Raw genomic sequence first — 15,955 nt, forward strand, 5'->3', positions numbered from 1 at the left:
TGTTGAGTATAGGCAAAAAGCCCTAGAGAAAGAAGTCGCCATCCTGACTAGATAGAAAGAACTAGTATGGCGATTTCTATGAGGTACTAGCGCGTAACGGCCTCACAACCTGGGCCTACCAAACGGCTGCGGCCACCCGATTGGGGCAGCACTTGAATCTGTGTGCTAATGCGTTCTTTAAGCACGGTTACGTGCGAAATGATACCAATGAGCTTACCGTGTTGTTGCAGCTCAGACAGGGTTTCCAAAGCCACATCCAAAGCGTCTTCATCTAAGGTACCAAAGCCTTCATCCAAGAACAGTGAGTCCACACGTATACGGTGACTGGCCATGTTAGACAGCCCCAGAGCTAAGGCCAAACTCACGATAAAGCTTTCTCCACCGGATAGGTTTTTGGTGGACCGTACTTCGCCTGCTTGATCGTTATCGATCACGTTTAATTCCAAGGGTTGCTGCACATCGCGTATCAGCACATAACGACTGCTCATCTTTTGTAGCTGCTCGTTAGCATGTGCCACCATAATCTCAAAGGTTAAGCCTTGGGCAAAGTTACGGTATTTTTTACCGTCTGAAGAACCTATAAGATCGTGCAGCATAGACCAGTGTTCGCAACGTTGCTGCTGTGTACGTATTTGTTCCAATTGCTGTGCTTGTTGCAGTAGATTCTTTTGATGGCTCTCTAATCTATTGTTCAGCGCCCCCAAGCGTTGTTGCAGTTGTTGTAACTGCGACTGAGTATCGTGTTCTTGGGCTTGTAAGGTTTGTATAGACTCAGTGCTGAGTGCACGAATTTTCTCACGTTCTAGCTGTTGCTGCTTATTGCGTATCAGGCTGTGCAGGGCTGTGGTTTCCTCGTACAGTGCTTGTGCCTGCTGCTCTAGACGTTGACGTTCGTGTTCAGGCAACAGCACCGCTAAGAAGCTGGCTTCATCTTCAAAGCCTTGTGCTTGGCAGCGTCTTATAAACTCTTGGGTAGCGAGCTCAAGGGCAGGAGCCAGTTGTTGCGTTTTTTGACTCAGTTCCTCAATACGCTGCTGCTGTGTGTGCAGGTTGTGCTGTGCGGTACGCCAATGCTGTTGTTGGACTTCTTGCTCGTATTGTGCACTGTTTAACGCTGCCAGTAGAGCTGTCTCTACCTGATCAGGCTGCTGCTCGCCAAACAGTGCCTGACGTTTCTCGCGCAAGGCTTGCAGGGCATCAGCCAATGTTTTGACATGAGCTTGTTGCTGTTCCTGCGTGCGCCACACTGTGTTTAGCTGTGAGGATAGCTCTTGCAATTGTATGTCGGTTGCTTGAATGGATTGGCTAAGCGTTTGTACGGCATGATTGCGCTCCATCCGTTGTGTGCGGCGTTGGTGTAGTTGCAGGTACAGGCTTTCTAAGGCGGTTGGGTCGCTATCCAACTCGTGAATGCCATAAGGCTGCAATTCTGTAAGCAAGTGGTGTTGAATCTGCTGTTGCTCTGCCTGTAGTGCCGCAGCGTTGGTATTGGCTTCAGTCAGGCGCGTTTGTGCGTAGGTATATTCTTTTTCTGCTAGATCTTTGGCGTGGCTGTGTTGGGTGCGTTCCTGACTAGCCAGATCATGGTGTTTTTGCTGTTCCATAAGCTGGGCCTGCAACTGTTCCAGATGAGTAACTTTATGAGAAAGCTCAGCCAAGTTCTGCGTGTGAGCCAGTTGCAAGGTTTGGAATGCGGCTATTGTGAATTCAGGCAACTCCTGTAAGGCCAAACTGTGTGCTAGCTCAGTAATCTGAGCCATGATTTCCTGTTGCTGTTCAGTAATCTGCGCCAGCAACTGGGTAGCATGATGTGTTTTTTCTTGTAGCTGGCTGGCGAGTATACGTTGATCAGTATGTTGTTGACGTAAATCGCGCATGCGCTGCTCAGTAGCAGCAATGGCCGAGCCTAGGCTGTCATCTATCGTGGGCGACTGGACTGCATAGGGGTGTTCGGTCGCGCCACATAAGGGGCAGGGCTCACCATCGTGTAGTTGAGTACGTGCAGTCTCTAGGGAAAGCAATTGTTGTTGCAGCTGCTGCTGTTTGAGCTGCAAAGCATGGTGCTCTTCCTGCTCCGTGACTTGTTGAGCAAGCTGTTGCGAGAGTATGTGTGACTGACTTAAGGCCTGCTGCTGCAAAGCGTGTTCATTTTGCAGGCTGTGTTGGCGTTGCGCCAAGTTGTTTTGTTTGCTTAGCCATTGCAAAATGGTGACGTAACTTTGTTGATGTGCTTTGCTGGTGGCCAATTGCTGTTGCCAGTCAGCCAGAGTGTGGCCAGCTAAAGCGATTTGCCACTGCTGTTCTTGAGTAGCAAGGAGCTTAGCGCTGTGTTCAACTCGTTCTTGCGAGCGAAAGTAGGCTTCGTGTTGTGCTGCTACCGTCGTTTTGTGTTGCTGTACTTCGGTGTGGGCAGACTCCACCTGTTGCTTGGCCTGTTGATGTAAGCGTAGCTGTGTAGTCAGTGCATCCAAGCGGCTTTTTAAACCAGCGAGCTCGCCAATTAAGGCCTCATCACACTGACTTTGTTCTTGTTGTGTGGCGAGCGTTTGCTGTTGCTCACGTTGTTGTGTTTGTGTGTTGGTGAGTGCCTGCTGTTTATCCAGCAAGTTTTTATGCTGCTGCTGTTGCTCAGTGAGCGTTGCTTGTTCACGCGCTAGGGTAGTCTGGCGTTCACGGAGTTGAGTATCCATCTCACGTACCTGATGTAATTCAGGCAAGGCTTTATGCTGTGCCGCACTGGCTTCCGTGTATTGTTTTTTAGCAGCTTCTAGCGTAGCAGTAGCCTGTGCTAATTGAGCATTGAGGTCAGGCAGTTGTTGTTGTCGTTGCGTTAGCTCTTGGGTAATAGCCTGTTGTTGCTCGCGTTGGCTGCTCAGTGCGGTATAGCCTGCGTGTAGTGCCAGCGCGCGTTGCGCTTGCTGCAGTGTTTGCTGTTGGGGGGCGAAGGCAGTAGTGCGTTGCTCTAGCTGTAGTTTTGACTCAGCCAATTGAGTCAGTTCAGTTTCTAGGGTTTCTAGCCCTACACGCCATTGCAACTGCTGCCGTGTGTGTAGCAACTGTTGTTCAAGAATTCCAGCTTGTTGCTGAGCGTTTTTGTGTTCTTGCTTAAGTTCAACCTCTTCATCGGCACTTAAAATTTGTAGGCCAGATACGCTGCTTTGTAATTGCTCTAACTCACGCTGTGCTTGGCCACGTGCCTCGTGCACACGAATAGATATTTGGCTGTAAATTTCGGTGCCAGTGATTTGCTCCAAAATAGGGGCACGTTCATCTGGGGGGGCTTGTAAGAACGCGGCAAACTGGCCTTGTGCCAGCATCATAGAACGCGTAAAACGTTCAAAGTCCATACCGGACAGCGTTTCTACCTGCTCAGCCACACCGCGTAAGTTAGACGCCAAAATAGCACCGGTTTGGGCATTGGCAATCTCATGCTTGGGTGTCTGTAATTCTCCATCGGCTTTACGACGAGAGCGGTGCTGGCTCCAATGGCATCTAAATACCCCTTGTGAGCACTCAAAGGTGACTTCGGCAAAGCATTCACCTGTTTGGCGTGACAGTATTTCATTACTGCTTTTGCTTAGCTTTCCTAGCCTAGGGGTTTGGCCATATAAGGCTAAACAAATAGCGTCTAATAGCGTGGTTTTGCCAGCGCCAGTAGGCCCGGTAATGGCAAAAATACCGCTGCTTTCATAGGCAGGATCGGTAAGGTCTATACGCCACTCACCCACCAGCGAGTTCAGGTTCTGAAAATGTATATGTAGAATTCGCATGACTAGGCCTTACGCGCTGTGGTTATCGTTTTCTTCTAGCGCTTGCACTATATGCTGGTAGTGTTCCCGCAGCAGGGGGCGCTGTTCCTCAGGGATTTCATGCGCTGTTAAACAGCGCTCAAAAACTTCCGTCACGCTCATTTCTTCTAAGGTTTCAGTTTGATGGGTGCGTTGTAATAAGCGCTCAATCACACGCTGGTTTTGAACGCGTAATACATCAACGGCTGATCCTTCAATGGCTTGGTCTATGCGTTCACGCAAATTACCAATCAGCTCTTCACCGTCATAGATAATTTCCACCCATACCGCTTCTGGTTCCGTTGAAAGCTGTTGTAGGGTGTACTGTATATGCGGCCAGCCCCCGCGTATAGACACTAGCTTTTGAAACACCGGAATGGGTAGTAAAGATAGTTCTACGTGATGATCTTGTAAGCGTACCAAGCACAACGACTTTTGTTGACTGGCTTCGCCAAAGCCCATAGGCAATGGCGAGCCGCTATAGCGAATGCGGGGGTCTTGCGCCACCATCTGCGGCACATGTAAGTGGCCTAGTGCTACATACAAAAACACCGGCGAAAAGGCCGAGGCCGGAACACGGTTTAACGAGCCCACATACAACTCACGTACACCATCACCATCTACCGTTTGCCCACCCGTTGCAAAGAGGTGTCCGGTAGCAATAATGGGGGGACGTGAGGCATATTGAGCTTGAGTTTGCTCGGCCTGTGCAGCGATAGCCTGATAATGCGCATGAATATTTTGTAATAGCTGCTGGTTTTTCTCGTCAGGGCTTTCACCGGCTTGTGTGGAGCGAATATCTTTGTCGCGCAAATACGGTACGGCGCACACAATCAGTTCAGCCTGCTTATGCTCATCAAAGAGCACCAATACATCGTCTTCTAGCGTAGCGCTAGGGCTACCTACTACATGAATGTTCAGCGCTTTCAGCAGCGATTTGGGCGCTTCTAGAAAAGATGGTGAGTCGTGGTTGCCCGCAATAATCACCACATGACGGCAAGGTGACTGAGCTACCTGCTGTAGAAAATGGTAGTACAGCTCTTGGGCTTTGTTACTGGGGGTAGTGGTATCAAAAATATCCCCAGCAATCAGCAATACATCTACCTGTTGCTCATGTAACTGCGTCAACATCCAGTTTAGAAAATCCTCAAACTCCTGATAGCGTTTCTTGCCATACAGTGACCGTCCCAAGTGCCAGTCAGAGGTATGCAAAATAGTTAGTGGGGTAGAGGACATAAGCAGAGCACCAACGAGGTTTGGCTAGGAAAGTAGCTATGGTAACAAGCGGCAGAGAAAAGTGAAGCTTTGCTAAAAAGTACACTACTATTTCAGCTCTACGTCACGACGATTAAGCACAGACTTTAAGGAAGCATGTATGAAAACTATTGGGTTGATTGGGGGGATGAGTTGGGAGTCAACTATTCCTTACTATAGACAGATTAACGAAACCATTAAGCAGCGTTTGGGTGGCCTGCATTCTGCAAAAATCGTGCTCTACAGCGTGGATTTTCAGGAAGTGGAAGCATTGCAGCATGCAGGGCAATGGGAACAAGCTGGACGATTATTGGCTGATGTTGCTCAACGACTGGAAACAGCTGGCGCTGAGGGTTTGGTGCTTTGTACGAACACGATGCATAAGGTGGCGTTGGCCATAGAAAGCGCAACCCGTGTTCCGTTGCTGCATATTGCTGATCCTACTGCTGAAGCGATCAAACGCGCTGGTATATCAACCGTTGGTTTACTCGGTACTCGCTTTACGATGGAACAGGACTTCTACCGTGCTAGGCTGGAAGATAAGCATGGCCTTACAGTGCTAACACCGGATACGGAAGACCGCGATACCGTGCATCGCATCATCTATGATGAGCTGTGTTTGGGGCGTATTGATGCCGACTCACGAGCTGCCTACATTGAGATTATCAATAGGTTGGTTGAAAATGGGGCCGAGGCTGTCATTCTTGGATGCACAGAAATATCGCTGCTGATAGAGCCTCAACACGTAGATATTCCGTTGTTTGATACGACGCAATTACATGCGGTGCATGTAGCTGACTGGATGTTGCGCTAAGCGCAAAAAGTAACCACGCTTTGGACTGTACAGAGCCTAAGGAGCGCTTACTCTCAGGAGGTTTTATGTTAGTGACTATTTGCCGATACAGTTTTCCCTACGAAGCGCATGTGGCACGTGCGTTGTTAGAGTCCGAAGGTATTCCGGTTTTTTTAGCCGACGAACATACCATTAACATGCAATGGCTTTACTCAGATGCGTTGGGTGGAGTGCGTTTGCAGGTGCCTGAAGCCTTTGTAGAGAAAGCGGTGGCACTGCTATCAGAGCAGACTGATGATAAGGGCTCAAGCGACGAGCAGTAACGCTTGGTGGGGCAGAAGGCAGAGACCTTAGGCCCGTTCATCTAATGAGGCACGGTAAAAATCAGCGTGCAGAGCCATTTCCAGCTATATGCTAATTTTCAAACTGGTTATATAGCCATCAACTTTAAATGGTTTGGTTGTAGGTGGTCTCTACCTAGAATGCATTCAACAATGTTTGTTTTCGGGCTGTGAAATAAGTCATCTACTGACTTATTTCGTAGTCATTGCACGAGACGCGTAGCGGTCTGGTGGCAGTAGAAAACAGCGCCAAGTACTAACGAGCGTGGTGTGTTGAATGCGACTATTTCTACAAAGCAAAGCGGTATGGCGACGTAAGTTGATTGCCTTTCTGAAGTGGGCGAAAAGCGTGAACCTACCGCATTATTAAGAAGAAAAGGCCACCCAAACTGGGCGGCCTTTTCTTTAGTCTTGCTCGTTGCTGAGGACGTTAACGAACTGAACCAGCGATACTACTTACTTGGCTGGGCGTGACAGCGGTAGCTTGACCACCCCACTGAGCACGCATCCACGTAGACAAATCGGCGATTTCTTCGTCGCTGAGTTCGTGAGCAAACGGAGGCATAGCGTACATGCGCTGATTACCCGTGAATGTCTGGGTAGGAATACCGTTTAGCACCACACGTATCAGGTTCTGAGCACTGTCCATCGCCAATGTGGCATTGCCGTACATGGCAGGCGCTACATTAGGGATGCCTTCCCCCTTACTGCCGTGACAACCCGCACAAGCAGCTAAGTAGGTGCGTCTGCCGATGGCCATATTGCTGTCAGCAGCGGGGTTTTCAGCCTCAGGTAAGGGCGTTGGAGCCGATGCTGCAGGAGGAATTGAACCGTTAGCATCCGTGAGCAAGTAGGTAGCAACTGCTTCTACGTCGTCTACTTTCATCGCGCTAGTCGAGAAGTGCGTGACTGTATGCATGTCCGCAAAAGAGGTGCCTTGCGGTGCCATACCTGTGCTTAAGTACTGTGTGAGCGTGGCTACATCAAAGCCATGCTTAGCTAAGGAGCTAGCCGTGATGTTAGGAATAGCCCAGCCATTGATCTCACCACCTTGTAAGTCACGTGAGAAATCCACGCCCATCATAAAGTTTTGAGGGGTGTGACAGCTTGCACAGTGGCCTACACCTTGTACCAAGTACGCACCACGTAACCATTGTGCTGAACGCTCTGGGTTCTCGGGGACACTACGATCAGGGAAGTTCAACAGATTCCAGAAGTTCATGAACGGGCGCACTGGCAACGAGAAAGCACCACTATTGCTTTTGTTGGGTACAGCAATAGGCGGAATGCTCATCAAGTAGGCATACAGTGCATCAATATCTTCGGGCGTTGTAATGTGCGTGAAGATGTACGGCATAGCAGGGTACAAGTTGCCTTTGGGGGCAACGCCATCCTTCAGTGCGCGGTGGAAATCCGCACGTGTGTACTTGCCTATACCGTAGGTGGGGTCAGGGGTGATGTTGGTGGAGTACAGGGTACCAAAGGGCGTGCCAATGGCCACACCGCCTGCGGCTTTAGGGCCTTGCGGTTGGGAGTGACAGCCAAAACAGTCACCCGCCATAGCTAGCTCGCGCCCACGAGGGATTAACTGCTGCATCTCGTCAGCGCTGAGTGGTTTATCGACGCCGGGGGCAACGCTGGTGCTGCGAAAAGCACCTAGCAAGATGGCGATACAGACCACCACAGCCACCAGAATCACGGTAATGATTACTTTACGTAGCATGTTGCCTCCTTAGTCGATCACACAGCCAGGCGTTGCTAGGGCAACTTCCTTGACGGCTTCGTAGTAACGTACATAGCCTGTGCAACGACAGATGTGGTCGTTTAAGGCTTCTTCGATGGCACTTTCCAGATTGACGCGTTGTACGGGTTTGCGTTTGAGACCATCTAAAAACACCGTGGCCCCAGCCACAAAACCGGGTGTGCAGTAGCCACACTGGAACGAAAAGTGATCAATAAAGGCTTGCTGTATGGGTGTTAAGGCTTCTACCTTACCCAGTTTGTCGTACTTGGCTTGGCCTTCAATAGTCGTGATGGACTTGTTATTGAAGTAGTGGGCACTAAACACACAGGTACGGCTCTCGGTGGTAGAGCCATCTGGGTGGTTTTCTACGATGGTACAGGCATGACAAATGCCTTGGCCGCAACCAAAGCGGGTGCCAGTGAGGTTTAAGTGCTCATGCAGAAAGTCGATCATGGGCATATCCAGTGGAACATCCACTGGACCAATGGTTTTGCCGTTGATCGTGAGCGTGAGAGGTTGTTTTTCTAAGCTCATGCTAAGGCTTCCTTGATTTTTTTAGGAGTAATAGGGAATTCGTAAAAACGTTTGTCTACCGCATGTGTAATGGCATTGCTGATCGCTGCAACCACAGGGATCATGCCCAGTTCAGCCATCCCTTTAGGTGGAGACGTTTCAGACAAGGGGGGGAGGTAATCGGCCGTTTGCTTCCATACGGCTACATCTTTAGCGCGAGGAAGTGTGTAGCGATTGAAGTTCCATGTACCGTTACCGGGGCCATCTTCATACAGTGGCAACTCTTCCATCAGCGCATGACCTATACCCATGGCAGCACCACCTTGAAGCTGGCCAGAAACCAGCTCTGGAACAATCATCGTGCCGGGATCCATCAGAGAGTGGTGATTCATGACTTCAACCTGTCCGGTGAAGGTGTTCACATTTAGTTCTACGATGTAAGCGGCAGGTGTGTAGGTGGTTGGGCCAGCGCTACTGCGTTGGGTAGGAGGGTAGGTGGCGCTATTACGTTTGATGAAGTCGTAGCCAGCGGTTGTCATCCGCTGTTTCAGTGATTCAGGGGCACCGTCACCATAACGTATCGCCAAAGCATCTATAGGCAACGTGCGTACACCCACACCAGGAATATCGAACTCGGCACGCGCCCATTCCCAACGACTGAAAGTATGTAGCGCTACGCCTGTGATCAATCCCATTTCGTGCGCCTTGCTAGCAAGCTGCTCGAAGGGAATAGGTTTCATACCAGCGCCGCCTAAGCCGTCAGGCCCAATGCGTAAGTCGGAAAACTGCACATTGAAACTGGAAATGGCACCGCCACCCGCACCTTGGCTCCAGATAGCTTGTGCGGCTGGCCAGAGGGTGAATTCCAACAAGAAACGTGCCGCTTGGCGTGTCGCAAAGCCAATGTAATACACGCTGGACGACGAGCTCATGTCAGGGATGATGGAGGGCACCCAGTAAGGATCTTTTTTAGAGTACTCATCTTGCAGTTTCTGGTCGGCCCATTCACTAGTAAGGGGCAACTCTGGGAATTCGGTGACGCCAAATTCAACGTGGTCAGGCGCTTTACCCAAGGCCTGCCACACCATGACCTGTTGTGCAGTGGTTGCGCCAGTACCAATTTCTTGGGCGCAATGTCGCATGTTTAATTTGCCGTCGCTGTCGAACTCCAGCACCAATAAACTCGGGTCGCCACTGGAACCGTAGACCTGCTGCACTTGCGCAAAACCTACGCCATAACGCTTACCAGGGTTAGCGGCTTCAAACTCGGTCTTGGCTGTATCACGATTGGCCCATAAAGGGTGTTTGGCAGCTAGATCCAACATTTCTTCGATACGAGGGTCACCAGCTTGTACACCACCTTGTGTATTCTGTGCGCCTTCACGCAACGCATTACGACGGCGCAGCTCGATGGGATCTATGCCCAGTTCGTTAGCAAGTTCATCCACCATGACTTCAGTGATGGACATGGATTGCAACGAACCAAAGCCACGCATAGAGCCAGCCTCTACTGCCTGCGTAGCCATCGCCACGGTTGCCAAGTCAGACTTGGGGAAGTAATAGACGGATTGTGCGCCACGAGCAGCAACGTGCGAAACGGCTACTGACAGGTTTTCTCTACCGCCGCCGTTGCAGTTATAGAAACCTTTTAGAATTTCAAACTGACCAGTTTTGCGATCGGCCGTAATAGTAACGTCCATCGCAATAGAGTGGCGCTTCATGCCCAACTGGAACTGCTCGTAGCGGTCATTGGCAACTCGAACGGGGATACCGCCGCTGTATAAACAGGCTGCAATGGCGTAGTAGGGGAATACGGAATAATCCTTGGAGCCATAACCTACTGTGGAACCAGTCAGCAGGATGATGCGTTCTACCGGAACTTGAGTATTGTCTTTCACCATCGCTGCTGCTGCACTGGCCACCCCTGCTGGCGATTGCGTGGCAGTCATAATATGCAGGCTGCGAGTGTCTGCGTCGTACCAAGCAGTACAGTTATCGGGCTCCATGGCACAGGGGTCTATAGACTGTGAAAAGCCATGACGCTCTAGCACGATTTTGTCAGGGTTATGACGCGCTTGTTCTATATCTTCGGCAATGATCATGGCCGCATCCATCGCTTGCTCTGGCACCGTAGGATCTAAGCTGGACGCATGCAAGGAGTCTTCAAAGCCACTGCCACGTTTGCGTTTAATGACTTCCGGAACAAAAAGCGCATTATCAGGTTTGAACGGCGGCCAGACTACGTCATTGCCATGGAAGCCACCTTTTAGCGAACCATTCTGGAATGGCGCAAATTTCGGCGGATCATAGGGGGTTTCCCCGCCTATACGCACAAAGCGGCCAGCACCGTAATTAGCCGGTGGTTTGGGGCCAGTAAACTCGCCGTATTTGACGACGGTAGTGTCAAAACGCAGCTTACGTTTGGCTGCTTGGAAACGGTCGTAGTCTTTGTAGAAGAGAATCGCAACAGGGTGGCCTAAAAGCGGCGCTGTTTCGCCTACGGGCAATAGGATATGTTCACCATAGAAGCCTTTACCCATGCTTTTAGGGGCTTCTAGACCATGTTCAGCCAAATCTTTTTGAAGCAGTAGCCTATCAGGTTGTAAGTCATCGCCCAAGATAGAAATGTCCACGCCTTCAAAGCGATGTTCGGCATCGTTGGCTTTCAACATAAAGGCATAACCTTGCTGTTGAGGCCAACCTGGTAAATCACCAGAGCGGAAGTCAAAAGAAAAGTTCTTTTGGCCTGTTACTTTACGTATGGCGTCCCAGCGAAATTTAGCTTTACCGTCGCGGCCAATCCAGTCGGTAGAGCTAGCGCCAGAGTTAACCTCCAGTGCATGGGCGGTAGGTAAACGACCCAGCAGTAGGGTTATGCCACCTACCGTACCTAGCTTGATGAAATCCCTACGGGAAAATCCAGTTTGATGTGTACTCATTACAGCCAACTCCTGAACGTGAGGTGGGGCTAATTTGTTGTTATGTCAGACCCGAAACACATGAAGCAATGACGGTCAGAAGCTATGATCCAACCCTACAATGGCTTGCTGGCCTCTAACGTTTTGGAAGGCAAAGCCTGTGGCATAACCCGCTAAAGCGTAAAGCGTTGTGCGCTTGGACAGATTGTAGGAATAGCCGGCGCTAAAAATATTCTGCTGGCGTTTGTCTAGATTGTGAGTGTCGTTAAAGGTGCTGCTTGCACGCGAAATACTCCAACCCAACATTGCACTAGAAGCCGGAGTGATAGGTACTGTTGCGTTGATTGTGAAGCTGGTGGTTTTGAAATCTTTGGTGTAGCCAGAGTTCCAAAACCTGAACGAGGAAGAGGGTGCATAAGAGCCAAACCCTGATTGTCGGCCATTAATATCCTGACCCACCGCCACACCAAGTTGCAACGCACTGAAATCGTAACCGCCGATCAGTACCCAAGAGTGTACTTTTTTAGCCCAATCTTTTGACTGCAAACGGTCGTATCCCAAAGACAGATTCAGAGGGCCATTGGAATAGCCGATGGCAGAGGTGATGAGTTTAGTATTCTCGCTACTATTCCAACTTTGTTGGCCTTTTGTATTAAAAGAATAACCAATAGAGAAATCTAAGCCATTGAATGTAGGCGATTTATAAACCATCGTGTTGTCAGCTTTATTGGAGCCGGCAGCACTAAATGTATTGGTAATATCAGACAGATTTTCTTCATCGTCTGGGCCAGCAATATAACTGGCATAGTCTTGAATGGCATTGCCAACGCGACCGAAACTCAGGCTACCCCAGTCATCACTGCTTAGACCTAGTGTGGTGGTTTTAAATAAGCGATCACTAGACGATGTGCCAGTTAGCACATTAAAGCCGCTTTCCAGTTTAAAGATGGCTCGTAAACCATCGCCTAGGTCTTCACTGCCTTTCAGGCCCCAGGCACTACTGGACCATACACCATTAAACAGGCCGGTCTGAGAGGCTTTGACACCGTCATCTCTGTTTTTGAAAGACTGGAAACCAATACCGGTGTCTATAGTGCCGTATAGGGTTACGGAGGTTTCTGCATGTGCAATAGAAGAAGCGCCCATGAGCATGCTCACGGCAAATAATGTTTTCTTCACGAGACTGTCCCCTTGTGCTTGTGCTGAGTGTTATTTGTGGTTGTTTGCTAAGTGCCGCGATATAAACGTAGGTTCTCTGTAGTCTATGTAAGCATGGTCCTTAGTGATTAATAGTGCTATTGGCTTTCTCATTTGATGGCGTATGCAGTGACTTGTGTGCTGTCCTTAATGTGCTGGTGCATACAACAATAAAATACTCATGAAAATCGCAAATAAGATATAAAACCCTTGTTTTCTGAAATTAAGGTGTAACAACATCTTTTAAGAAAATGAGGAGTTATATGAGTCTGCCATTAGTAAAATACTTTAGGATTTATTTTTACATATTTTAAGTATTGTGTTGATATTTGGCGACGAGCAGGTAAGCCATTAATATGTATGTTTTCAAATGTTTAGTATGTAGAGTTATCGGGTGATCGGTAACCCGAATAACATAGGGTTGGATAGCCATGGTTAAGAATAACGGCAGGAGCTAGAGTAATATGGATCAACAAAAAAAATCGTATGCTGCATTTTTTGCAGCGCCAGCAGCCTTGATGGCGCTGTTCTTCTGTGTAGGAAGTGCTGTGGCAGATAGCACAGCAGTGAACTTCTCTCATAAAGATTGGGATTTGACCTGTGATAACACGCTAACCTGCCGCGCGGCAGGTTATGCAGAATACGATGATGAGTACGGGGCAACAGTGTTACTGACTCGACAGGCGGGTAGGGGAACGTCAGTTACGAATAGAGTCATGCTGGCGCATTTCTACGATGAACCTTGGCAGGCAACTCCACCAGTTGAGCTCATCATTGCCGGTCGTGCGGTGGGAGCTTTAAGCGTGGCCGAGGACGAGTCCTGGCAAATGAGTGATGCTCAGTTAGCATTATTTCTTGATGCACTGAAAAAAGATAAGCCTATTACTTTTCGTGAGCAGGGCAACGATTATGTGCTGTCAGGGGCTGGCTCAAGTGCGGTGCTGCTCAAAATGGATGATGCTCAAGGGCGTGTGAATACAGCTAGCGCCATTCTTCGCAAGGGAAAAGCAAGTGAGGCATCGGTTAAGCAGCCCGTTGCAGCACCTGTTATTGTTCGTGCGCCTGTGATGGATCAACGCTTGCGCCCTCTGACTGCACAAGAAGAAGCAAGAATAAAACCAGAGCTATTGCGAATATTAGCTGCAGACCCAGACCAGTTTTGCAGTGATGAGCGATTAGACGAGCCGTGGACTATCGCACAGCTTAATCAGCACTCATCATTAGTCAGTGCACCGTGTTGGATGGCAGCGTACAACGGAGGGGAAGCTTACTTTGTTATCAGTAACGACATGCAGTCAGCGCCAGAACTGGTGAGCGAAAGCGGAAATTACTACGAAAATGGTGTAATTTCATCGAGTATGAAAGGGCGGGGCGTAGGAGATTGTTGGAGCTATCAGGAATGGATGTGGGATGGCAAAGAGTTTGTGGAAAGCTCACGTGGCGACACGGGGCGTTGCAGGGCCATCCGGGTAGGTGGTGCGTGGGATATTCCAGAGGTTGTTAGCCAAGTTGTAGAGGAGTAGATTGCAAAAAACAAGCCGTCTTTGACGGCCTGTTTTTTGAGCAGAATGATGAGAGTGTAGCTAGAGCGGTAATACTATCTTTCAGAAGTGATGTACATAACGAGGAGGCATTATTTGGTGCCGTCAACGTTTCCGCTCACACCCTATCTAGCGCTTTAATTACTGCTGAGGAGCATAGAGAGGTGCAATATCCATATAGATATACGTACCTGTCAGTTTATTGTCTTTTATTCTAAAGACATCAGTTACAGGCAAAGTTACCGTGCTGCCGTCTTTGCGAGTATAGGTAACAGTCATTTCCGCAACAATGGCTGAGTTATCCTGCCACGACTGAACAACTTCATGCTTAAGATCTTTAATACTGCCATAAAAATCGGTCTGAGCCTTGTGAATAGCTTCTTTGCCTTCAGCTTCAGGGAAATTTCCGAATTTAAACTTGGAATCATCACTCAGCAACTTAGCAAACTGCGCCGGATCCATGCTATCAATTGCCTGCAATATTGTATCAAGCTGGATGTCTTGTGATGTCGTTGCCTGAGCGCTGTGTGACATTGCAATGCCAGACATTAGGATCATGCAGGAAAAAAGTGTTTTCTTCATTTTGTTTCTCACGTGAATAGATCAACATTGATGCTTTTAGAGCACTGCTCTTGCCTACATCGAAAAAAGCTCTCCTTAATCAGGTGCGGTAGATAACGAGTATACAGTTTATATTGATCCTACAAAATGGACTGTAAAAGTCAACTCGGCATAGGGTCAGCAAGGGGACGCTTTGGAGCTTTATGGGTGCTGATTGAGGTCGCTCAAGATTCTGCGCCTGAATGATTGGTGTGGTGTTTATATTATTAATAATCAAATGGTTATGGTTTTAAGAGTGGGTGATTTTTAACTTTACCCACCAATATACCCACCGTTTGGTTATATTGCTGCTTTTTTGCTATCAAGTGCAATTTTTGCAATCAATAACTTCTAGGCATGCTTCTAGTGTGCTGCGTTAAGGTGCTTTGATACGATCTAGATAGTGATCTCGATGATATTTTAAATGCGTTATGGCTATCTCGTGCCCTTTCTTAATGAGTAGCTCCCCATCAATGCCAATCAGCTTTAAATCATCCTGGATAGAGAAGGCTCCAAGATCGAACATAACATGGTGATTTGGGCACAAGCACAGGATATTATCCGAAGTGTCAGGACCATTGTGTGGTGCACCAAGCGGTCTAATATGCGCCGCTTCTGCATAAGGGCCAGATGCCGTCGTGATTCTAATATTGCAGACTTGGCATTGGTAGTCGTAGTGTTTCTTGAGCTCTTTTGAGCATTTTGTATCACGAACGATTCTTTGTGTTGTGATCGACTTGCGCTCTGGGTGTGGATTCCCCTCTGATGGAGATATGGTAGAGAAATTATTCTCTAGAAGCGCAGAGCTATCTTCGATTTTCTCCAGACGATAACGCCATACCCTAAATCCACTTTTACCAATCTCGTGCCAGTGACTCTCGACGCGATACAAGCCGTCGTACCTGTAGCCCTGAGCAGGAGCAAACGGGTTTTTTGGATCTTTCCCTCGGATAACGCGAAGAGGTAGGCCTTCTTTTTGGCTAATTGCTAAAGCTAAGTTACCGCGAGTTAGCTCTTGGTCACGAACATGCTTTCCAGAGTCATTGCGTCCCCCTTGGCCTGTGTAAATAATCACATCTCCCATGTCTTTATCGTCCTCGTAGCCACCGGAGATAACGATTGAGTCTGCACCAATCTTACCTGAGCCTGATATTCCACCCATGGTTGAGCGATGAAGGCCAACCTTGTTCATTTCTTTGTAGAGGTTAAAGGCAGAACCAACTGGAACGCTGGGGATGTGCCCGAAAATTAATTTGGATGACATGT

Annotated in this window: 11 protein-coding genes; 3 read left to right on the top strand and 8 right to left on the bottom strand. The window is 48.7% G+C overall.

Annotated features, from left to right (window positions below; genetic code table 11):
• Window positions 1–86 precede the first annotated feature (86 nt).
• Both AC3QL0_RS08060 and AC3QL0_RS08065 read right to left on the bottom strand, forming a co-directional pair.
• A complete protein-coding gene (locus tag AC3QL0_RS08060) occupies window positions 87–3,770 on the bottom strand; it encodes an AAA family ATPase (protein WP_493010876.1) in 3,684 nt (1,227 codons plus the stop codon).
• A 9-nt stretch (window positions 3,771–3,779) separates the two neighbouring features.
• A complete protein-coding gene (locus AC3QL0_RS08065) occupies window positions 3,780–5,024 on the bottom strand; it encodes an exonuclease SbcCD subunit D C-terminal domain-containing protein (protein WP_493010877.1) in 1,245 nt (414 codons plus the stop codon).
• A gap of 139 nt (window positions 5,025–5,163) precedes the next feature.
• Between AC3QL0_RS08065 and AC3QL0_RS08070 the strand changes: the two genes are divergently transcribed.
• Both AC3QL0_RS08070 and AC3QL0_RS08075 read left to right on the top strand, forming a co-directional pair.
• A complete protein-coding gene (locus AC3QL0_RS08070; protein WP_493010878.1) occupies window positions 5,164–5,856 on the top strand; it encodes an aspartate/glutamate racemase family protein in 693 nt (230 codons plus the stop codon).
• A 65-nt stretch (window positions 5,857–5,921) separates the two neighbouring features.
• Window positions 5,922–6,158 (top strand): putative signal transducing protein, encoded by a 237-nt coding sequence (locus AC3QL0_RS08075; RefSeq protein WP_135861916.1) that lies wholly within the window; start codon window positions 5,922–5,924, stop codon window positions 6,156–6,158.
• A 448-nt stretch (window positions 6,159–6,606) separates the two neighbouring features.
• Here the strand turns inward: AC3QL0_RS08075 and AC3QL0_RS08080 are convergent, their stop codons facing one another.
• From AC3QL0_RS08080 to AC3QL0_RS08095, 4 genes are all read right to left on the bottom strand, one after another.
• On the bottom strand, window positions 6,607–7,899 hold the full coding sequence (locus AC3QL0_RS08080) for a cytochrome c (protein ID WP_493010879.1): 1,293 nt from the start codon (window positions 7,897–7,899) through the stop codon (window positions 6,607–6,609).
• A gap of 9 nt (window positions 7,900–7,908) precedes the next feature.
• Window positions 7,909–8,454 (bottom strand): (2Fe-2S)-binding protein, encoded by a 546-nt coding sequence (locus AC3QL0_RS08085; protein WP_493010880.1) that lies wholly within the window; start codon window positions 8,452–8,454, stop codon window positions 7,909–7,911.
• Window positions 8,451–11,372 carry a xanthine dehydrogenase family protein molybdopterin-binding subunit gene (locus AC3QL0_RS08090; protein ID WP_493010881.1) on the bottom strand — a complete coding sequence of 974 codons (2,922 nt, stop codon included), beginning with the start codon at window positions 11,370–11,372 and terminating at the stop codon, window positions 8,451–8,453. Before AC3QL0_RS08090 ends, AC3QL0_RS08085 begins: the two co-directional genes overlap by 4 nt.
• Before the next feature lie 75 nt (window positions 11,373–11,447).
• Entirely contained in the window at window positions 11,448–12,530 is a 1,083-nt protein-coding gene (locus tag AC3QL0_RS08095; protein WP_493010882.1) for a porin, read from the bottom strand.
• A 482-nt stretch (window positions 12,531–13,012) separates the two neighbouring features.
• Between AC3QL0_RS08095 and AC3QL0_RS08100 the strand changes: the two genes are divergently transcribed.
• Entirely contained in the window at window positions 13,013–14,071 is a 1,059-nt protein-coding gene (locus tag AC3QL0_RS08100) for a DUF1176 domain-containing protein (RefSeq protein WP_493010883.1), read from the top strand.
• A 159-nt stretch (window positions 14,072–14,230) separates the two neighbouring features.
• On the opposite strand, the gene AC3QL0_RS08105 is transcribed toward AC3QL0_RS08100, so the two are convergent.
• Both AC3QL0_RS08105 and AC3QL0_RS08110 read right to left on the bottom strand, forming a co-directional pair.
• A complete protein-coding gene (locus tag AC3QL0_RS08105) occupies window positions 14,231–14,671 on the bottom strand; it encodes a nuclear transport factor 2 family protein (RefSeq protein ID WP_493010884.1) in 441 nt (146 codons plus the stop codon).
• A 394-nt stretch (window positions 14,672–15,065) separates the two neighbouring features.
• Window positions 15,066–15,953, bottom strand: coding sequence for a YDG/SRA domain-containing protein (locus tag AC3QL0_RS08110; protein ID WP_493010885.1), 888 nt, complete (start codon window positions 15,951–15,953; stop codon window positions 15,066–15,068).
• Window positions 15,954–15,955: the final 2 nt, after the last annotated feature.

It is taken from the genome of Paenalcaligenes sp. GW821-LYS-B07-1, assembly GCF_058803365.1.

Coding starts and splice junctions, on each gene's coding strand:
- AC3QL0_RS08060 (WP_493010876.1), bottom strand. CDS start 3,770: ATGCGAATTCTACATATACATTTTCAGAACCTGAACTCGCTGGTGGGT.
- AC3QL0_RS08065 (WP_493010877.1), bottom strand. CDS start 5,024: ATGTCCTCTACCCCACTAACTATTTTGCATACCTCTGACTGGCACTTG.
- AC3QL0_RS08070 (WP_493010878.1), top strand. CDS start 5,164: ATGAAAACTATTGGGTTGATTGGGGGGATGAGTTGGGAGTCAACTATT.
- AC3QL0_RS08075 (WP_135861916.1), top strand. CDS start 5,922: ATGTTAGTGACTATTTGCCGATACAGTTTTCCCTACGAAGCGCATGTG.
- AC3QL0_RS08080 (WP_493010879.1), bottom strand. CDS start 7,899: ATGCTACGTAAAGTAATCATTACCGTGATTCTGGTGGCTGTGGTGGTC.
- AC3QL0_RS08085 (WP_493010880.1), bottom strand. CDS start 8,454: ATGAGCTTAGAAAAACAACCTCTCACGCTCACGATCAACGGCAAAACC.
- AC3QL0_RS08090 (WP_493010881.1), bottom strand. CDS start 11,372: ATGAGTACACATCAAACTGGATTTTCCCGTAGGGATTTCATCAAGCTA.
- AC3QL0_RS08100 (WP_493010883.1), top strand. CDS start 13,013: ATGGATCAACAAAAAAAATCGTATGCTGCATTTTTTGCAGCGCCAGCA.
- AC3QL0_RS08105 (WP_493010884.1), bottom strand. CDS start 14,671: ATGAAGAAAACACTTTTTTCCTGCATGATCCTAATGTCTGGCATTGCA.
- AC3QL0_RS08110 (WP_493010885.1), bottom strand. CDS start 15,953: ATGTCATCCAAATTAATTTTCGGGCACATCCCCAGCGTTCCAGTTGGT.